The organism is Halovibrio sp. HP20-59 (assembly GCF_033052795.2).
Classification (GTDB): domain Bacteria; phylum Pseudomonadota; class Gammaproteobacteria; order Pseudomonadales; family Halomonadaceae; genus Vreelandella.
Genome location: NZ_JAWJUW020000002.1, coordinates 208,049 through 226,295, shown reverse-complemented (window position 1 = coordinate 226,295; position 18,247 = coordinate 208,049). Strand labels below are relative to the sequence as shown.

General features: G+C 53.0%; 18 protein-coding genes. 3 read left to right on the top strand and 15 right to left on the bottom strand.

Features of this window, described 5'->3' with window-relative positions:
- Positions 1–21 precede the first annotated feature (21 nt).
- The 3 genes from ruvC to RZA33_RS03240 all read right to left on the bottom strand — a co-directional run bounded on the left by ruvC (position 22) and on the right by RZA33_RS03240 (position 2,840).
- Positions 22–600 carry a crossover junction endodeoxyribonuclease RuvC gene (ruvC, locus tag RZA33_RS03250; RefSeq protein WP_317506409.1) on the bottom strand — a complete coding sequence of 193 codons (579 nt, stop codon included), beginning with the start codon at positions 598–600 and terminating at the stop codon, positions 22–24.
- 93 nt (positions 601–693) lie between these two features.
- Entirely contained in the window at positions 694–2,475 is a 1,782-nt protein-coding gene (gene aspS / locus RZA33_RS03245) for an aspartate--tRNA ligase (protein ID WP_317506408.1), read from the bottom strand.
- A gap of 65 nt (positions 2,476–2,540) precedes the next feature.
- Complete coding sequence (locus tag RZA33_RS03240) at positions 2,541–2,840, bottom strand: zinc ribbon domain-containing protein (RefSeq protein ID WP_317506407.1); 300 nt, start codon at positions 2,838–2,840, stop codon at positions 2,541–2,543.
- A 214-nt stretch (positions 2,841–3,054) separates the two neighbouring features.
- On the opposite strand from RZA33_RS03240, the gene RZA33_RS03235 reads away from it, so the two are divergent.
- Positions 3,055–3,993, top strand: coding sequence for a D-2-hydroxyacid dehydrogenase (locus tag RZA33_RS03235; protein WP_317506406.1), 939 nt, complete (start codon positions 3,055–3,057; stop codon positions 3,991–3,993).
- Positions 3,994–4,011: 18 nt separating this feature from the next.
- Here the strand turns inward: RZA33_RS03235 and RZA33_RS03230 are convergent, their stop codons facing one another.
- Together RZA33_RS03230 and RZA33_RS03225 are read right to left on the bottom strand one after the other, a co-directional pair.
- Positions 4,012–4,287 (bottom strand): acylphosphatase, encoded by a 276-nt coding sequence (locus tag RZA33_RS03230; protein WP_317506405.1) that lies wholly within the window; start codon positions 4,285–4,287, stop codon positions 4,012–4,014.
- A 51-nt stretch (positions 4,288–4,338) separates the two neighbouring features.
- Positions 4,339–5,238, bottom strand: a complete 900-nt coding sequence (locus RZA33_RS03225) for a YihY/virulence factor BrkB family protein (protein ID WP_317506404.1) — start codon at positions 5,236–5,238, stop codon at positions 4,339–4,341.
- Positions 5,239–5,390: 152 nt separating this feature from the next.
- On the opposite strand from RZA33_RS03225, the gene RZA33_RS03220 reads away from it, so the two are divergent.
- A complete protein-coding gene (locus RZA33_RS03220) occupies positions 5,391–6,485 on the top strand; it encodes a bifunctional nicotinamide-nucleotide adenylyltransferase/Nudix hydroxylase (protein WP_317506403.1) in 1,095 nt (364 codons plus the stop codon).
- 46 nt (positions 6,486–6,531) lie between these two features.
- Here RZA33_RS03220 and RZA33_RS03215 read toward each other — a convergent pair whose 3' ends face one another.
- The 7 genes from RZA33_RS03215 to RZA33_RS03185 all read right to left on the bottom strand — a co-directional run bounded on the left by RZA33_RS03215 (position 6,532) and on the right by RZA33_RS03185 (position 14,218).
- The gene (locus tag RZA33_RS03215) at positions 6,532–7,449 is read right to left on the bottom strand and encodes a LysR substrate-binding domain-containing protein (protein ID WP_317506402.1); all 918 of its coding nucleotides are present in this window, start codon (positions 7,447–7,449) and stop codon (positions 6,532–6,534) included.
- A 61-nt stretch (positions 7,450–7,510) separates the two neighbouring features.
- Positions 7,511–8,929 carry a cardiolipin synthase gene (cls, locus tag RZA33_RS03210; protein ID WP_317506401.1) on the bottom strand — a complete coding sequence of 473 codons (1,419 nt, stop codon included), beginning with the start codon at positions 8,927–8,929 and terminating at the stop codon, positions 7,511–7,513.
- 95 nt (positions 8,930–9,024) lie between these two features.
- Complete coding sequence (locus RZA33_RS03205; RefSeq protein WP_317506400.1) at positions 9,025–10,530, bottom strand: fumarate hydratase; 1,506 nt, start codon at positions 10,528–10,530, stop codon at positions 9,025–9,027.
- Between the two features lie 194 nt (positions 10,531–10,724).
- Positions 10,725–11,546, bottom strand: coding sequence for an endonuclease VIII (nei, locus tag RZA33_RS03200; RefSeq protein ID WP_317506399.1), 822 nt, complete (start codon positions 11,544–11,546; stop codon positions 10,725–10,727).
- Positions 11,547–11,550: 4 nt separating this feature from the next.
- A complete protein-coding gene (gene uvrB, locus RZA33_RS03195; protein ID WP_317506398.1) occupies positions 11,551–13,575 on the bottom strand; it encodes an excinuclease ABC subunit UvrB in 2,025 nt (674 codons plus the stop codon).
- A 38-nt stretch (positions 13,576–13,613) separates the two neighbouring features.
- Positions 13,614–14,021 (bottom strand): OsmC family protein, encoded by a 408-nt coding sequence (locus RZA33_RS03190; protein ID WP_317506592.1) that lies wholly within the window; start codon positions 14,019–14,021, stop codon positions 13,614–13,616.
- Positions 14,021–14,218 (bottom strand): hypothetical protein, encoded by a 198-nt coding sequence (locus tag RZA33_RS03185; RefSeq protein WP_146873023.1) that lies wholly within the window; start codon positions 14,216–14,218, stop codon positions 14,021–14,023. The genes RZA33_RS03190 and RZA33_RS03185 overlap by 1 nt, the downstream gene beginning before the upstream one ends.
- A gap of 152 nt (positions 14,219–14,370) precedes the next feature.
- Between RZA33_RS03185 and RZA33_RS03180 the strand changes: the two genes are divergently transcribed.
- Positions 14,371–15,330: a folate-binding protein gene (locus RZA33_RS03180; protein ID WP_317506397.1), complete on the top strand. Its 960-nt coding sequence runs from the start codon at positions 14,371–14,373 to the stop codon at positions 15,328–15,330.
- On the opposite strand, the gene RZA33_RS03175 is transcribed toward RZA33_RS03180, so the two are convergent.
- The 3 genes from RZA33_RS03175 to RZA33_RS03165 all read right to left on the bottom strand — a co-directional run bounded on the left by RZA33_RS03175 (position 15,327) and on the right by RZA33_RS03165 (position 18,164).
- A complete protein-coding gene (locus RZA33_RS03175) occupies positions 15,327–16,094 on the bottom strand; it encodes a TatD family hydrolase (RefSeq protein ID WP_317506396.1) in 768 nt (255 codons plus the stop codon). The genes RZA33_RS03180 and RZA33_RS03175 overlap by 4 nt on opposite strands.
- An 8-nt stretch (positions 16,095–16,102) precedes the next feature.
- The gene (locus RZA33_RS03170; RefSeq protein WP_317506395.1) at positions 16,103–17,692 is read right to left on the bottom strand and encodes a peptide chain release factor 3; all 1,590 of its coding nucleotides are present in this window, start codon (positions 17,690–17,692) and stop codon (positions 16,103–16,105) included.
- 262 nt (positions 17,693–17,954) lie between these two features.
- Positions 17,955–18,164, bottom strand: coding sequence for a putative motility protein (locus RZA33_RS03165; RefSeq protein WP_317506394.1), 210 nt, complete (start codon positions 18,162–18,164; stop codon positions 17,955–17,957).
- Positions 18,165–18,247 lie beyond the last annotated feature (83 nt).

Genomic DNA, 18,247 nt, shown 5'->3' with positions numbered 1-18,247 from the left:
GTGACCAGTAGTTCGGCCTATTTACAACCGCCAGCGTCCGGTAGAGCGACGACGACCGCGAGACGGTGTGACGGGCAAACCGTTGCCGCTGCAGGGATGGTCTTTATAAGCATTAGCGTTATAAGCATGAGTTAACGCAATAGCGAGCGCATCGGCGGCGTCGGCTTGAGGAGTAGCCGATAGCTGCAGGATAGCGGTGATCATGTGCTGCACCTGTTCTTTATCCGCACCGCCCTGCCCGGTTACCGCCTGTTTAATCTGACGCGCAGCGTATTCCGCAAGGCTTAAACCATGGTTGGCCATGCAAACGAGCGCCGCGCCGCGTGCCTGGCCCAGCTTCAGGGCTGAATCAGGGTTTTTAGCCATAAAGACCCGCTCGATGGCTACTTGAGCGGGGCGATGTAACCCCACGACTTCGCTTAAACCTGCATAAATTTGTGCCAACCGCTGCTCTAAAGCACCTTCAGCGGTGCGGATGCAACCACTCGCCACATAGCTGGGTTTGACACCAATCACATCAATCACGCCATAGCCGGTCACGCGAGAGCCAGGGTCAATGCCCAAAATACGGATAGTCGCGACAGGCTTTTTCTCATCCATGGTGTCGGTACTCGTGTGGCGAGGCTATAAGCTTGGGGATGATAAAAAAACACCGACGCCATGGCGTCGGTGTTAGGCGATCAACCAATCGCGTTATTCGGCGGCTGTTTCCGCTTTGGCTTTTTGGCGCAAGCGGATATTTAGGTCTTTTAACTGCTCGGGGCTGACCTCGCCTGGCGCGTTTGTCATTAGGCAGGCGGCGCTTTGGGTTTTCGGGAAGGCGATAACTTCACGAATGGTCTTAGCACCGACCATCAACATTACCAGGCGATCCAAGCCAAAGGCTAAGCCGCCATGCGGCGGTGCGCCGTACTGAAGCGCATCCAGTAGGAAGCCGAACTTCTCTTGGGCTTCTTCTTCGCCGATGCCCAAAATCTCGAACACCGTGCTCTGCATGGCTTGGTCGTGGATACGGATCGAACCACCGCCTAACTCGGTACCGTTGAGCACCATATCGTAAGCGCGTGAAAGCGCCTTGGCAGGATCAGCCTTGAGCTCTTCTGGCGTGCAGGAAGGCGCAGTGAACGGGTGGTGCAGCGGGCTTAGGCGACCATTGTCGTCGGCTTCAAACATCGGGAAGTCGACGACCCATAACGGCGCCCACTCTTGAGTATAGAGTTCCAGGTCAGCACCCAGTTTGACACGCAGTGCGCCAATCGCCTCGTTAACGATACGCGCTTTGTCGGCACCAAAGAAGATAATGTCACCATCTTCAGCACCCACGCGGTCAAGCAGCTCCTCAACGATGTTTTCCATAAACTTAACGATCGGTGACTGCAGGCCGTCAAGCCCTTTGGCACGCTCGTTGACCTTAATCCAAGCCAGGCCTTTGGCACCGTAAATGCCGACAAACTTAGTGTATGCGTCTATTTCTTTACGCGACAGCTTAGCACCACCGGGCACTTTTAGCGCCGCGACGCGACCATCATCAGCCTTGGCGGGGCCAGAGAAGACGTTGAAATCGACTTGCTGCATCAGGTCGTCGACATCGGTCAGTTCTAGCGGGATACGCAGATCCGGCTTATCGGAACCAAAACGATCCATCGCTTCCTGCCAGGTCATGCGCGGGAACTCAGGCAGCTCGGCTTTTAGCACGTCCTGGAAAAGCTGGCGAATCATGGCTTCGGTAATGCCCATGATGTCGTTCTCTTCGACAAACGACGCCTCGATATCAATCTGGGTGAACTCAGGCTGACGGTCGGCGCGCAGATCTTCATCGCGAAAACACTTGGCAATTTGGTAGTAGCGGTCAAAACCGGCCACCATCAGTAGCTGCTTAAACAGCTGCGGCGATTGGGGCAGTGCAAAGAAGTTACCCGCGTGGGTACGGCTAGGCACCAGGTAATCACGAGCACCCTCAGGCGTGGCACGAGTAAGCACCGGCGTTTCGATATCCAGGAAGCCCTGGTTTTCCAGATACGCACGCACGTTGTGCGAAATGCGCGAACGCAGACGCAGTTTCTCGATCATGTCCGGACGGCGCAGGTCGATATAGCGATGTTTTAAACGCACTTCTTCGCCGACTTTGCCGTGCTCATCCAGTTGGAAAGGCGGCGTAACGGCGGTATTGAGCACTTCGACGTCTTTTGCCAACACTTCAATCATGCCGGTCGGCATGTTGGCGTTTTGAGTGCCTTCAGGACGCAGCCGAACGCGACCGGTGATACGCAGGACATACTCACTGCGGACACGGTCGGCATTAGCGAATGCCTCGGCGGTATCGGGGTCGACCACGAACTGAGCGATGCCGTCACGGTCGCGCATGTCGAGGAAAATTACCCCGCCGTGGTCACGGCGGCGATGAACCCACCCGCATACCGTAACCGTTTGATCCACCAAAGTTTCGTTTAGCTGGCCGCAATAATGGCTGCGCATGTCAAATCCTGTTCTGTTTCGTGGCAATTGGGTGTCGCGAGTCGTCCTGCCCCTGAAGGCCGCAGCTATGCCGCTGCGCCCTTGCCTTTGGGTGTCACGCTCTTGGAAGTAGTACCGGTATCGCTGGTTTTGCTAGCCTCTGATGAGGCTGGTTTACCGTCAGCGACCAAGTTCTTTTTGCTTCCCGTTTTAAAATCGGTTTCATACCAACCGCCGCCGGCTAAGCGGAAGCCCGCTGCCGAGACCAGCCGCTGTAGGCCATCGCTTTCGCAAGCGGGGCAATCCTTGAGAGGGTCGGCGCTAATTTTCTGCAATTTTTCCATGCGATGGCCGCAGGCCTTGCACTCATATTCATAGATGGGCATGTTGATGACTCCTTAAAAGCTCAACGTTGACAGGCTCAGTTCTTTTAGACTTCGCTTACAAAACGGCGACGAACACAAACGCTGCTAGGCTGCCAATATGCGGCCAGTCGAAATAGATTCCAAGACGGCGGTTGATAAAGCGCTGCTATTATACCCTTTTGTGCCCCCCGTCGAGCAAGGTTATACAGCTTCGGCAGTTAATGGAGATAAAAAAATGCCTCACGCGGTAATATTGGATGCTAAAAGTCTCGGCCCAGGGATCGATTTAACGGCCATTAGAGAGTCCGTCACTAGCCTTGACGTGTTTGAGCAAAGCACAACTGAACAGGCGTTGGAGCGCCTTACTAATGCCGACATTGCGATCGTCAACAAGGTGGTGCTTAACGCCGAGACGCTCCGGCAATTGCCCAAGTTACGTTTGATTTGTGTATTGGCAACGGGCCTCAACAATATCGATCTTGCGGCTGCAAAAGAGCATAACGTTGACGTTAAAAACGTCGCGGCTTATGGCACTGCCAGTGTTTCCCAGCACACCTTGATGCTGATGCTGACATTAGCCAATCGCCTCCCCCTGTATCAGCGCGATGTAGCCGCAGGCGAGTGGCAGCGCAGTGTCTTCTTTTGTTTACAGGATTACCCGACACTTCAGCTGTCAGGCAAACAGCTAGTAATGGTCGGTCAAGGTGAGTTAGGTACTGAAGTGGCACGTTTGGCCGAGGCTTTTGGTATGCGCGTCACCTTCGCAGCCCGCCCCGGCAATGAAGCCAATGACAAGCGTCCCGCGCTGGATGATCTGCTCCCCGAGGCCGATATTATCAGTTTGCATTGCCCATTGAACGAAGACACTCACCATTTGATTAATCAGCAGCGCTTAGCCAAGGCTAAGTCATCGTTGCTGCTGGTTAACTGTGCTCGAGGCGGCATTATCGACGAGACTGCAGCACTTGACGCGCTCCGTAACGGCCAATTGGGCGGATTAGCGGTTGACGTGTTGCCTAGCGAGCCGCCCAAAGACGGCCACCCGCTGCTAGACGCTCTCAACGAGCCGCTCAACTTGATTGTCACCCCGCATAATGCGTGGGTGACACCAGAAGCGCGGCAAAATATTGTTAGCTTAACGGCCGACAACATTGCCGAGTGGAAAAAAGGCTGAGTAGAAATAGCTTGTGTCTTAATGCGTCGCAAAGTGATCAGGGGCGTGACACTGGTCCAATACGTCGAACTCGACGTGGGTCACCTGCGCGCCTTCTGACCCCTCCCATAGCCATTCGCTGAGCAGCTTTACTGCATCAGAATGACCACAGAGCAGCACTTCGACGCGCCCATCGGGTAGGTTTTTGGCATAGCCGGTAAGGCCGTTTTGAAGTGCTTTTTCTTGGGTTGCCCGTCGGAACCAGACACCTTGCACCTTACCGGTTACCAGGGCACGCACACAGCGGTTGCTCATTTGTCTCTCCTCATACACGGTTCTGAAGGCATCATCTAATCTATTAGGAGGTTAGACGAACTCGCGTTTAACGACCACCGCGCTATTGCGAGGAATCAATGGGCGGCCACGGCGGAGTAGCAAAGAACGTGTGAAGGCAGCGCCAAACAGCAAAATCAAAGAGCTATAATAAACCCAGAGTAAAATCATGACCACTGACCCAGCCGCCCCGTAGGTGGATGCTGTAGCGGTATACGCCAAATAAATTGCGATGACACTGCGACCTAAAGTAAATAATACGGCAGTCACAACAGCGCCAATCAGCACATCCTGCCAGCGCAATACAACGTCAGGAAGTACTTTGAAAATGGTGGCAAATAGTAAGGTGACAACACCTAGTGAGATTAGCGACTCAATTGATGTTGTTAATAAGCTGGCATAGGGCACCACATTATCAGCAGCTTGAAGCATACCCCTCAACACGACGCCCATCACCAAGGAGACCAATAATATAAACCCAATGGAGAGCACCACCGTTAGCGATAGCAGTCGATTTTTAATAAACAGCAATACGCTATTGGAAGTTGGCTTTGCCGTTACTCCCCAAATGGTATTCAGTGAGAACTGCATCTGGGCGAAAACAGTGGTCGCACCTATCACCAGCGCTCCTGTGCCTAGTAGCGTTGGCAAAATACCGGACTCTTCAATTCTTGACTGAGTGACGGCATTTTGAATGGCGACTGCCGCGTCCATCCCTAAGGTACCCTGCAGTTGAGCAACAATTTGCCCCTGAGCCGCTTCTTCCCCCATGACCACACCAATGACGGTTACCGCGATAATAATCGTGGGTGCCAGCGAAAAAAGCGTATAAAACGCCAGCGAGCCAGCGTAACTAAACGCATTTCGCTCCAACCATAGTGACGTGGCGTCTTTTACTACTTTCCACCAAAAGGTAGCGGTGCGTTTAATCATATTGACTCCCTATGCGCTGGGTATTAGAGCGTTTTATAAACGTTATCAACATCCTACTCTCTAGCATACCTAACCCCAGCGTTTAGCGCAGTTTTCTGGTACGTTACTGTACTAAAACTGATTTGATATCAGCCAATGAAAAGGAAGCCTGAATGGCCACTGACATTTCGCGCCCCGCGACTCACTGTGACTTCGATTGCTTGGTGTTTATTGGCCGTTTTCAGCCACCGCATCTGGGCCATTTGGCAATCATTCGCGAAGCCCTTAAACGGGCCCGCCAAGTTATTGTATTGGTAGGCTCCTCCTGGCAAGCACGTTCATTGCGCAACCCTTGGCAATTTGAGGAACGTCAGACCATGCTGCGTGCGGGGTTTGACGCCAGCGATAATCAACGTTTGGAAATTACTCCTTTATTGGACGCGCTCTACAACGATGATGTCTGGGTGCGGGACGTTCAGCGTAAAGTGCGCGATTTAGCAGCCCCAACCAATGCGCGACTACCGCGTATTGGCTTGATTGGAGCCAGCCGAGGCCAGTCAAGCTACTACCTTTCGCTTTTTCCGCAGTGGGAATCGGTCAGCGTGCCACCGGTCGAGGGAATTTCCGCGAGTCAAATTCGCGAGCGACTGTTCCGTTCAGCCAGCTCAACGGATGATTATTTGAGCACCGGCGCCTACCACGATTTACCACCTGGCGTGGTAGAGAGTGTCAAACGGTTTTGTACGACAAGTGCCTATCAGCGCTTGCTGGAGGAGCAGCAGTTGCTGGATCAGTACCGCAAGGCATGGGCACAAGCGCCCTACCCGCCTATTTTTGTCACGGTTAATGCGGTGGTCGTACAGTCGGGACATGTGTTGCTGGTACAACGCACAGCGGCGCCGGGAAAAGGGCTTTATGCGCTGCCTGGTGGGTTTATCAACCCTCATGAGCGGCTGCTTGATGCCTGTTTGCGCGAATTACGCGAGCGCATACGCCTAAAGGTACCTGAACCCGTGCTGAAAGGCTCATTACGTGGCCAGCGTCTGTTTGATGAACCCCACCGCAGTTGGCGCGGACGTACCCTGGCGGAGGCTTTTTACTTTGCGCTACGCCCCGAACAGCAACTGCCTCGCCTAAAGCCTGTTAAAGGCGGCGATCATGCCCGTTGGATTGCACTGGCAGATTTGCAGCCAGACAGTCTGTTTGAAGATCATTTTTTTATTATTCAAAATTTCCTGGGGTTGCCCGCTGCTTTTGACCATAGTTAGGTATCTTACCGAATAACTAATAATCAATAACTAACAATAACCAAGCTCACGCCTGCAGAAAATCTCGCGGCAATTTCATCATTTGTCGCCATAAACGCTCTACGCCCGGCTTATGCACCATAGAACAGCGGTATAGGCGAATTTCCAGGGGGATATCCCAGCTCGGGTCGCCAGCTCTTACCAAACGACCGCTCTTCAATTCCTCGCGGATACAAAAATCGGGTATCCAGGCCACCCCTACACCTTGTAAAACCATTCCCTTTAGGCCTTCGGCCATCGCGGTTTCATACACCGTGCGCAGCTTCATACGTAGTGGGTCGTTCTTCAGTAGCATACGCACGCTGCGCCCCAAAAAAGCCCCTTGGGTGTAGGAGAGATAAGGGATCGAGCTGTCTTGCAGCAGTGAAAACAGCGGCTTGCCTTGCTCATTGGGCAGGGAAACGGGCAGCATGTTCACCTTGCCAATTGAGAAGGAGGGAAATAGTTCTGCATCTAATTGCATGGTGGCAAAGGGATCGTAATAAGCGAGCATTAGATCGCAGTTGCCTTCTCGTAGCACATGAATCGCCTCCCCTACGTTCATGGCCACCAACCGAGTGGGTAACTCTCCCAAGCCTTTTTGCAAACGGGAGATCCAAGGCGGATAAAAACTCAGCGCCAAGGAATGCGCCGCAACAATGTCTAGCGCCTCATTGGCAATGGAAAGGCCGCGTAAATGGCTTAGCGATTCGTTTAACTGCTCGACAAGATTGCGCGCAGTCACCAGAAACAACTGCCCTTCTGGCGTTAAACCAATCGGTGTGGTTGAGCGATCCACCAGGGTGGTATCGATCGCCTGTTCGAGCGCGCGTATTCGCCGGCTAAAGGCAGGCTGAGTAACGTGACGTTGGCGTGCAGAAGCTGAAAAGCTGCGTGTGTTCGCCAGCGCGACAAAATCCTCTAGCCATTTTGTTTCAAGATTCACCCATGACTCCTTGTCCCACCCATTTTGCTCCTATGTTGGATTTCCTGTTGTGCGGTGTTGACTATTGGACCGGTGCCATTAGATAAGCGGCACGGGAGACAACTTTCATCCACATCGGGCGTTGGTTAATTTCATCAATGGTTACACGCCGGCATTGGGCAAAATCATTTTCTAGCATTACCCGCACACTGGCAGCAAAGTCTTGGCTAGGAATAAACGCTGTAATTTCAAAGTTTAACCGGAAAGAACGATTATCTAAGTTTACTGTGCCAACCGTTGCTGCGTCATTATCCACGAGTATAATTTTTTGGTGCAGAAAAGCTGGTAGATAACGGTATATTTTTACGCCCGCACGAATCATATCGGGCAGAAATGAAAATGCAGATAGGAACACTAATAAGTGATCGGGACGCTCAGGTATCATCACTCGCACATCCACGCCGCGCATCGCGGCAAGGCGTAACGCATCCTGAACACCCTGATCGGGAACAAAATAAGGGCTGGTGACCCATAGCCGATGTTTAGCACTATGAATAACCTGCTGCACCAGTAGGCTAGCAGTATCTTGTTGGTCAGCGGGCCCTGATGGCACGATAATTACATGGTGATCCGTTGTAGGAGACGTATTTGCTGACCAATTCAAATTGATGACTTCGTCGGTGGCCCAGTGCCAATCTTCCCAAAAAGCTTCTTGCAACCCCAGTACACTAGGGCCTTCTAATTTTAGGTGGGTATCCCGCCAAGCGCCATGGCGCTTATCCTCGCCTAAATACTCAACGCCGACATTAAAACCGCCTACCCAGCCTTCCTTACCATCAACCACCGTCACTTTGCGATGATTGCGGAAATTCAGCTGGAAGCGGTGCTTAAAGCCCCGTGATGAGCGAAAGGCACTCACTTCTGCCCCTTCGCTGATTAAGTCATTAAGGTAGCCTTCGCCTAGTTTGCGGCTGCCCACCTCATCGTAAAGAAAATAAACCCGCACACCGCGCTGCGCTGCGCGTTGTAAATGGCCTTGCAAACGCTGACCCAGTGCATCGTTACGGACAATAAAAAACTGCATTAGAATATAGTGCTCAGCCCGATCAATGCCATCAAACAGGCTGTCAAAAGTTGCTTGACCATTGATTAACAGCGTCGCGCGATTGCCATGGGTCAAGGGCATCATAGCGAGCTGCTCGACTGCCTGAATATCAGCATTACTGGAAGGCGCGACATAGGGCAGCACATTATCCCGATAACGTACTAGTACGCGACGAAGAACGGTGTCTCGCTGTCCACGGGCAGACACATAGCCGTAAAAACGCGGTCGGCCAAAAAACCAATAGGCGGGTAGCGCGACATAAGGAAAGGTAAGCAGCGATATAATCCACGCCACAGCCCCCTGAGAGGTGCGGCTAGACATCAGCGCCATAATCGCCGACATAATGCCTAGTAGATGTATCAATAAAATGCTGGTCCCTAGCAACCAGGAGGTCATAGCCACTTCCTTATAAATACAAGGGCCTCGCTTTAGCGAGGCCCTTATGCTTTTAAAAACCCATGCGTTTAAAGCCTAAAACAGCCCTCTCGCCATTACGTCGACTGGGCAATAATCTCTTTCCATTTGGCAGGCCCGGTTTGATGAACCGATGTACCCTGGCTATCAACGGCAACGGTTACCGGCATATCTTCAACTTCAAATTCGTAAATCGCTTCCATGCCTAGGTCCTCAAAGCCGACTACGCGCGATTTTTTGATTGCCTGGGCGACGAGGTAAGCCGCACCACCAACAGCCATTAAGTAAACTGCCTGATTATCACGAATAGCATCAATAGCGACCTGCCCGCGCTCTGCTTTGCCGACCATACCCAGTAGGCCTGTTTCTTCCAGCATGGTACGGGTAAATTTATCCATGCGGGTTGCCGTGGTCGGGCCTGCAGGTCCCACGGCCTCATCGCCAATTGGGTCAACCGGACCCACATAGTAGATAAACCGCCCTTTCATATCCACGGGCAGCGGCTCGCCTTTAGCTAGCATATCGACCATACGCTTATGCGCAGCGTCGCGCCCTGTTAGCAGTTTACCATTCAACAGCAAGGTATCACCCGGTTGCCAGGTTTGGACTTCCGCCGGGGTGATGGTATCAAGATTAACCCGCTTGACGTTCTCGCCCGCCTCACGGGTGATTTCCGGCCAATCCTCAAGCTTCGGTGCTTCAAGTGCCACAGGGCCAGAACCATCAAGGGTAAAGTGCGTATGACGGGTCGCGGCACAGTTGGGAATAATCGCCACCGGCTTGTTAGCCGCATGGGTTGGATAGTCTTTGACTTTGATATCCAACACGGTGGTCAAACCACCTAACCCCTGGGCACCTATACCGCTCTTGTTAACCTTATCAAACAGCTCTAAACGCAGCTCTTCAGCACGGTTGCTAGGCCCGCGAGCCTGCAGATCCTGGATATCGATAGGATCAAGCAGCGCCTCTTTGGCAATCAGCATGGCTTTTTCGGCGGTGCCGCCGATACCAATTCCCAGCATGCCGGGCGGGCACCAGCCAGCGCCCATTTTCGGCAATTGCTCCATCACCCAATCAACGACGCTGTCAGAGGGATTCAGCATGGCAAACTTGGATTTTGCTTCGCTACCACCGCCCTTCGCAGCGACATGGATATCGACCTTATCGCCGGGCACAATAGAGTGGTGGATAATAGCCGGGGTGTTGTCTTTGGTGTTGGCACGCTTGCCGTCGGGATCAGCCAGCACCGAAGCGCGCAGAATGTTATCCGGCAGTAAATACGCGCGGCGAACGCCTTCATTAATCATGTCATCTAGGCTCATGTCCGCGTCCCAGGTAACGTTCATACCTACGTGAACGAACACGGTGACGATGCCGGTATCCTGGCAAATCGGGCGATGCCCAGTGGCGCACATGCGCGAGTTAATAAGAATTTGGGCAATAGCATCTTTAGCGGCAGGGTTCTCTTCACGCTCGTAAGCGGCCGCCATCGCATCAATAAAATCTTTAGGATGGTAGTAAGAGATGTACTGCAGAGCATCGGCAACGCTTTGAATAACGTCGTCCTGGCGAATCACGGTCATGGACTAACTGCTCCTAGGTTATCGTCTAGTCTGCGACTTTTCCGCGAGAGCGGAGTTGGCCGTCTAAGCGTTAGATAAGTATACCGTATTGGCCTTTGAGCAGCAGCACTCTCCCGCGCATAACTGATTACTGCACTAAAGCTTGATCTAACTATGTATTCACAGGCAAGATAACGGTATAAAAATCTAAACATTTAATCTGGCTGACAGTACGAACAGCGATAGAGCCGCCGCGAGCCGACCATTTTACGCTCGATAACCGTTCCACAGCGGTGGCACTCAAGGCCTGCCCGCTCGAAAACCGCAAAACGCCACTGCCGACGTGGCTCGCCCGCCGCTTTGGCCTGCGCAATCCAAGCCTCGCAATTGGTAACACCTGCCGTTTGATAAGCTTGGCGCGTCACTTCAATGATGCAATGAGCCAGCGTTTGCTGCTGGTCGGGGGTTAAGTCTACCGGTCGCGCACTGGGCGGCAGCCGGGCGAAGAAAAGAATTTCTGAACGCAGGTAGTTACCTAACCCCGCCACTAAACCTTGATCAAGCAGCAATGTTCCTAAACTGCGCCGGTGAAATTGCGTCAAACTCAACCGCTGCTTCACATCCGCCTGGGTTACTGTCTGGCTCAATAAATCTGGGCCCAGCCGAGCTAAAAAAGGATGCTGATTGAGGTTTTCTGCGTGCCAAAGGGAAATATCTGAAGCGCTATAGAGACTCGCACAGCGCCCTTGTGCTGTTAATCGAGCTCGCAACGTGCGTTGGGTGTTGGGAGGTTTATCCTCGCCATGCAGCTTCCAAACCCCATAGAGCTGATTATGGGAATAAAGTACGCGCTGATCGGCAAACCGAATCAACATCGCTTTGCCCCGGGTCTCCACCCGCAAAACCCTGGTCCCGATCAACGAGGCTGCCTGAACGGCTAGTTCAGGAAAGGCGAACCAAGCATCGTCAATTACCCGCTCGCCTATCTGCTTTTCAATACGATCCGCTGCGCGGCGAATTTCCGGCCCTTCAGGCATGCAGTTAGCCCAGCGCCAGCTGTTTTTCTTTCACTTGATGGAGCTGGTCACGAAGCCGCGCCGCCTCTTCAAACTCCAGGTTTTGCGCCGCTTCAAACATGGCATCTTCCAGCTTGCTGATAGCCCCCAGGAGGTCATGGTTACTCATATTCGCCACGTCGTATTCGGCAGCCGTTTCAGCCACTTTACGTTCATTGCCACGCCGACGACTGTTCTTCTTGCCCGGCGCCTGAGCGGCCTCAAGAATATCGGCGACTGAACGGGTGACCGTCGTCGGTGTGATGCCATGCTCTAAATTATGTTCTGTTTGCTTTGCCCGCCGCCGTTCGGTTTCGTCCATGGCTTTGCGCATCGAGTCGGTAATCCGGTCGCCGTAAAGAATTGCCTTGCCGTTGGCGTTACGCGCAGCCCGACCAATGGTCTGGATTAAGGAGCGCTCGGAGCGTAGGAAGCCTTCTTTATCCGCATCTAAGATCGCCACCAAAGAGACTTCGGGAATATCCAATCCCTCACGCAGCAGGTTGATACCCACCAGCACATCAAACTTACCCAAGCGCAAATCGCGAATAATTTCGACCCGCTCGACGGTATCAATATCCGAGTGCAAATAGCGAACGCGAATGCCGTGCTCGTCAAAGTAATCGGTGAGGTCTTCTGCCATTCTCTTCGTTAGAGTGGTTACCAGGACCCTTTCACCAACGGCCGTGCGCAAGCCAATTTCCGAGAGTAGATCGTCTACCTGTGTGCTGGCTGGGCGTACTTCAATTTCTGGGTCTAGCAGACCGGTCGGCCGCACTACCTGTTCTACCGTTTGACCGGCATGTTCGCCTTCATAACGACCCGGCGTGGCAGACACAAAAACGGTTTGCGGGGAAATCGCCTCCCACTCTTCAAACTTCATCGGCCGGTTGTCCAGCGCTGAAGGCAGCCGAAAGCCGTACTCAACCAGCGTTTCTTTACGCGAGCGGTCGCCTTTATACATACCGCCTACCTGGGGCACGCTAACGTGGGATTCATCAATAAACAGCAGTGCGTCGTCGGGCAAATAGTCAAAGAACGTCGGCGGCGGCTCGCCTGGGTTCCGCCCGGAGAGATAGCGTGAGTAGTTTTCGATGCCGTTGCAGTAGCCCAGCTCCAGCATCATTTCAATGTCGTAAAGGGTGCGCTGCTCCAAACGCTGCGCCTCGACCAGACGTTCGTGCTTGCGCATCCACTCTAAGCGCTCTTTAAGCTCGCCTTTTATGGCATCAATAGCGCCTAAGATGGTCTCCCTCGGCGTCACATAGTGCGACTTAGGGTAGATGGTCATACGCGGAACTTCACCGCGAACGGCACCGGTCAACGGATCGAACAAGCGGATGGTGTCAATTTCGCTGTCAAATAGCTCTACCCGCACCGCCTCCTCGTCTGAATCGGCGGGGAAAATATCGATCACATCACCGCGGACCCGGTAAGTACCGCGGCGGAAGTCCATATCATTGCGGGTGTATTGAAGTTCTGCCAAGCGGCGTAAAAAAGCGCGTTGATCAATCAGTTCACCGCGGGTGAAGTGAAGGCGCATTTTCAGGTACTGGTCGGGGTCACCTAGGCCGTAAATCGCCGATACCGAGACCACGATCAACGCATCGCGACGTTCAAGCAGCGCTTTAGTGGCCGAAAGGCGCATCTGCTCAATATGGTCGTTAATCGACGCATCTTTCTCGATAAAGGTGTCCGACGAAGGCACGTAGGCTTCCGGCTGGTAATAGTCATAATAGGAGACGAAGTACTCCACGGCGTTATCTGGGAAAAACGCCTTGAACTCTCCGTACAACTGGGCCGCCAGGGTCTTGTTCGGGGCCATCACGATAGTGGGACGCTGCTGCTGTTCCACCACGTTGGCCATGGTAAACGTTTTGCCTGAACCGGTGACCCCGAGCAGCGTTTGATGGGCAAGCCCTGACTCCAGGCCACTAATCAGCCCTTTAATAGCGGTGGGCTGATCGCCAGCAGGCTGAAATTTCGACTGCAATCGAAAGGCTTTGCTCATCGGTGCTCCTCAACAGGGGGGAAACTAGACAAATAAAACTAACTAAGCCGTGTAGCGATCTCGACCGTGGATTCGGTCATTAAACGCTGGATGGGGCAGCGCCCACTTATTTCTTCGAGCCTGGCGCGCTGTTCTGGGTCGTCAATGCCGTGCAGCGTTAAAACGACCTCTAGGTTATAGATGCCCTTTTTTTCCTGACTATCATCGCGTTTCACGGTCACGGTAATTCCTTCAAGCGTCCACTGCTTGCGTTTGGCGTACATCTGCACGGTAATCGCTTTACAGGTACCCAGCGCAATATCGAAATAGTCGTGAGGGTCAGGCGCGCTGCCTTCACCACCGACGATAGGCGGCGCATCAGCATAGAGGTCCTCAAAACCCTCTACCTCAACCCGCTGTCGAAAAACACGATTGCGTTCACTGATCACGGTAATGGGTGTGTGCATCATGAGACCTTTATGCCTAGCTTAAGCTTCTCAATGGCCTTAATCAGCGCGTCTCGCTTCGCGCTACCGTCTACATCGGCGCCATGTCGCCCTACTTCGGCGCTATCAACGCCGTCTAACATCATTAATGCGGTGGTAATTTGGTTAACTTGTTCGACGGTTTTAACACCTTGAAAGGTTAACGATTGCTGCGCCATAGCGTATTCCTGCCTGTTGACCTATGCAAAACTCATACAAGGTGAGCAGTCTAGCACGCCAAGGGTGCCTTGCAATTGGCGCTTTCTGCCCATATCTAAAAGAAAGGCGTTATCAAACACGCCGCCTATTCATGCTTTCAGCAGGAGTCCTTATGGCGACCGCCACCCCCGCTAATACTTCATACGGCAGCGTCTGCCTGACTCATTTAGCCGCTCTGGATGTGAAAGGTGAGGATGCTGAAAAGTTCCTTCAAGGCCAAGCCAGTGCCCAGGTCAGTTTAGCCGATGGTCGATTTGCGCCATTAACGTGTTTTTGCACGCCCAAAGGGCGGATGTTAGCCAACGCCCAACTGCTAAGACTCGATGATGGCCATTTTCGTTTACTGCTGAGCAGCACTTTATTAGATAGTTTAGCTAACCATCTGAAAAAATTCGCCGCTTTCTATCGCGCTGAGCTGATTGCCCTGCCTGACATTGCCATCGTTGGCGCCAGCGATAACGCACCAGCGCTAGCTGATCAGCTGGGTCTAACGCTCCCTCAACAGGCGGGCACCCACACCAAGGCTGGCCAAGCCAGCGCGCTACGCTATCCCGGCGATATCCCGCGCTGGTTGTTCTGTTGCGAAGACCCAATCGAGGGCATCAATGATGACGAGACCGCGCTAGCCGCCTGGCAGCTTGAGGATATCCGTAGCGGTTTGGCATGGTTGACCGATGCCCAGCAGGATCACTTCCTGCCGCAAATGCTCAACTGGGAAGCGCTGGGTGGTATTAGCTTTAAAAAAGGCTGCTATACAGGCCAGGAAGTAGTGGCTCGGGCGCACTTTCGTGGTCAGGTGAAAAAACGTTTGATGCGCATCAGCGTAGAAACCGCATCGCTGCCCGAGGTGGGCGCCAGCGTGGTCAATGGTGACGACAAGTCGGTGGGCGAAGTAGTGATTAGTGCCTTTAATAATCAAGGCAGCGTCGAATTATTGGCGGTAATGAACACCAAAGTCGCCGAGGGAATGACCCCGTTGTTTTTAGATGGGGCGCCAGCCTCCCTTCTTACATTACCTTATGCGATTGAGCGCGTTGATCCAGAGCAGTTAGCGGTTAGTATCAACACCTAGGTTAACGATAAGCCAAACAGCGTTGCGGCGTTAGCACTGCTTTGCGCCGCAACCTCTTCCGCCGTTTGCCCACGCAGGGTGGCCACCACGTCGCATACCTCTACGACACGCTGCGGCTCGTTACGCCGTCCCTGATGGCCGCTTAGCGGCATATCAGGGCTGTCGGTTTCCAGCACAAAGGCATCATTCGGCAAAGCCTCAACGGTTCGCCGCAACCGCTTGGCGCGCTCATAAGTGACCGCACCGCCCAACCCCAGCTTGTAGCCTAGATCAAGAAACTTGGTCGCTTGCTCAATCGAGCCTGAGAAGGCGTGAATAAGCCCTGCCTTGGGCAGGGCAAGCTGGCGAAGCCGTTTAGCGACTTTATCGTTGGCGTGCACACAGTGCACCACCACCGGTAGCGAATGCTGTTTCGCTAGCTTCAACTGAGCGTCAAAGTAGTGCCACTGCGTTTCAAGCGTGTCGGTAAAACGACCATCGATACCACACTCGCCCACGGCAACCACCTCAGGGTGCTCAGCGAGCAAATGATCAAGCGAGTTAATATCTGACGCTTGATGCTCATCGACAAAATAAGGATGCAAGCCCAGACAAACCGAGGTATCCGCTCGTTCACCCAGCGCCAGCACCTGCTGCCAGCGCTCACGGGTCGTGCCGGGCAGCACAAAGCGCGCTACACCCACCGCCTTAGCGGCCTCAAAAACCTCATTCCTATCAGCATCAAAATGAGTAAAATCGAGATGGCAGTGGGCGTCGATTAACATGGCGGCTTTCAGTGCTCGCGGGTAGGTTGGAAGCGAATTTCCGGCCAGCGCTCCTGGGTCATCTGCAGATTCACTCGAGTGGGCGCGATATAGGTGAGATAGCCACCGCCATCAATCGCCAGGTTGGCGCTGGCTTTACGCTTGAATTCCTCGAGTTTTTTGGCATCTTCACAATAGACCCAGCGCGCCGTTTGCACATTGACGCCTTCGTATAAACAATCGACTTTGTACTCTTCTTTCAAGCGGTGGGCGACCACATCAAACTGCAGGGTACCCACGGCCCCAAGGATCAGGTCGTTGTTATCTATTGGCATAAAGACCTGGGTCGCACCCTCTTCGGAAAGCTGCTGAAGGCCCTTCTGGAGCGCTTTCATCTTCAGCGGATCCTTAAGCCGCACGCGCTTAAATAGCTCGGGAGCGAAGTGAGGGATACCGGTAAAGCGCATATCCTCGCCAACAGTGAAGGTGTCACCGATTTGAATCGTACCGTGATTATGTAAACCGATAATGTCGCCCGGCCAGGCTTCTTCCACCTGAGAACGGTCGGAGGCCATAAAGGTTAGCGCATCGGCGATTTTAACGTCTTTGCCAATGCGCACATGGCGCATCTTCATGTTCTTGTCGTACTTACCCGAGCACACGCGTAAAAAGGCAATACGATCCCGATGGTTTGGGTCCATATTGGCCTGAATCTTAAACACAAAGCCGGTAAACCGTTCATCGTCCGCGGTCACTTCACGTTTATCGGTTTTATGGGGCTGGGGCGGCGGCGCGTACTCAACAAAGCCATCAAGCATCTCGCGTACCCCAAAGTTGCCCATGGCGGTACCGAAATAGACCGGTGATAGCTCACCACGACGATAAGCATCCAGATCAAACTCATGCGAGGCACCGCGCACCAGCTCAACTTCCATGCGTAGCTCTTCAGCCTGATCTTCGCCAAGCGCGACGTCGACTTCGGGGCTATGTAAACCCTCGATACGCTTGTCATCGGGAATGCGGCTGCCCTGCCCTTGGGTGTACAGGTGAACGACATCATTATAGAGGTGATAGACCCCTCTAAAGTGACGCCCCATACCGATTGGCCAGGTCATGGGGGCACACTGGATATTTAGCACCGTTTCGACCTCATCCATGACTTCAATCGGGTCACGAATATCGCGGTCCATTTTATTGATAAAGGTGAGAATCGGCGTCGTACGCAGACGACACACTTCCATCAACTTGATGGTGCGATCCTCGACGCCTTTGGCGCCATCGATCACCATTAATGCCGAGTCAACCGCCGTGAGCGTGCGATAGGTATCTTCAGAAAAGTCTTCGTGACCGGGGGTGTCCAGCAGATTGACGATACGCCCGCCGTAGGGGAACTGCATCACCGAGGTCGTTACCGAGATACCCCGCTCCTGCTCCATTTTCATCCAATCTGACGTTGCGTGGCGATCATTACGCTTACTTTTCACCGAACCGGCCAGCTGAATGGCGTTGCCAAACAGTAGCATTTTCTCGGTGATGGTGGTTTTACCAGCGTCAGGGTGCGAAATGATAGCGAAGGTTCTGCGAAGCTCGGCTTCACGTGCTAATTGGGTCTCTTTCATTGTGCCTCTACAAATGTGTGGTCTCAGCGTGTCGTCCAATAAGCGAACCGCCGCGCTTTGAGCAATTTTCATTGGCGCAATTGTAACGCCAGAAGCCTTGTTTTGTCGCGGGTGGCTTCAAGCATCAAGACCTTGGGGACATTGATGTTAGTGAGATATTAGCCAAAGTGGCTCAATAATAATCAAAAAAAACGCTGACCGATGGCCAGCGTTTTTTATTACTTTCACGAGGTTAATTCTCACATGCTTAAACTTTCAAAGGTTAAGCGAAGGTATTGATTTGAGTACCCACACTGCCTTCTTTAGCTAAATCAGGCTGTGCGCCGGAGTCTGCAGACGCCATGACTTCGGTGACTTGCTCAGATTGCGTTTCCAAGGCGTCTTTAAACACCTGCATTTGCGCCTGTTCGGCGGTTTGCGCCTGGTTCATGTAAAGCGATGCGCTCACTGCACTGCTAATGCCTACATCCATATTTCCACCTCATGGTGTGCAAGTTTAGTAATAAGTTAGCAAAGCAATAAGCCACGTGCAAAGAAAAGGCGCTATTACTGATG

Excerpts from the sequence above, each read along its gene's own strand:
- ruvC (WP_317506409.1), bottom strand. The coding sequence starts at position 600 with ATGGATGAGAAAAAGCCTGTCGCGACTATCCGTATTTTGGGCATTGAC.
- aspS (WP_317506408.1), bottom strand. The coding sequence starts at position 2,475 with ATGCGCAGCCATTATTGCGGCCAGCTAAACGAAACTTTGGTGGATCAA.
- RZA33_RS03240 (WP_317506407.1), bottom strand. The coding sequence starts at position 2,840 with ATGCCCATCTATGAATATGAGTGCAAGGCCTGCGGCCATCGCATGGAA.
- RZA33_RS03235 (WP_317506406.1), top strand. The coding sequence starts at position 3,055 with ATGCCTCACGCGGTAATATTGGATGCTAAAAGTCTCGGCCCAGGGATC.
- RZA33_RS03230 (WP_317506405.1), bottom strand. The coding sequence starts at position 4,287 with ATGAGCAACCGCTGTGTGCGTGCCCTGGTAACCGGTAAGGTGCAAGGT.
- RZA33_RS03225 (WP_317506404.1), bottom strand. The coding sequence starts at position 5,238 with ATGATTAAACGCACCGCTACCTTTTGGTGGAAAGTAGTAAAAGACGCC.
- RZA33_RS03220 (WP_317506403.1), top strand. The coding sequence starts at position 5,391 with ATGGCCACTGACATTTCGCGCCCCGCGACTCACTGTGACTTCGATTGC.
- cls (WP_317506401.1), bottom strand. The coding sequence starts at position 8,929 with ATGACCTCCTGGTTGCTAGGGACCAGCATTTTATTGATACATCTACTA.
- RZA33_RS03205 (WP_317506400.1), bottom strand. The coding sequence starts at position 10,530 with ATGACCGTGATTCGCCAGGACGACGTTATTCAAAGCGTTGCCGATGCT.
- nei (WP_317506399.1), bottom strand. The coding sequence starts at position 11,546 with ATGCCTGAAGGGCCGGAAATTCGCCGCGCAGCGGATCGTATTGAAAAG.
- uvrB (WP_317506398.1), bottom strand. The coding sequence starts at position 13,575 with ATGAGCAAAGCCTTTCGATTGCAGTCGAAATTTCAGCCTGCTGGCGAT.
- RZA33_RS03190 (WP_317506592.1), bottom strand. The coding sequence starts at position 14,021 with ATGCACACACCCATTACCGTGATCAGTGAACGCAATCGTGTTTTTCGA.
- RZA33_RS03185 (WP_146873023.1), bottom strand. The coding sequence starts at position 14,218 with ATGGCGCAGCAATCGTTAACCTTTCAAGGTGTTAAAACCGTCGAACAA.
- RZA33_RS03180 (WP_317506397.1), top strand. The coding sequence starts at position 14,371 with ATGGCGACCGCCACCCCCGCTAATACTTCATACGGCAGCGTCTGCCTG.
- RZA33_RS03175 (WP_317506396.1), bottom strand. The coding sequence starts at position 16,094 with ATGTTAATCGACGCCCACTGCCATCTCGATTTTACTCATTTTGATGCT.
- RZA33_RS03170 (WP_317506395.1), bottom strand. The coding sequence starts at position 17,692 with ATGAAAGAGACCCAATTAGCACGTGAAGCCGAGCTTCGCAGAACCTTC.
- RZA33_RS03165 (WP_317506394.1), bottom strand. The coding sequence starts at position 18,164 with ATGGATGTAGGCATTAGCAGTGCAGTGAGCGCATCGCTTTACATGAAC.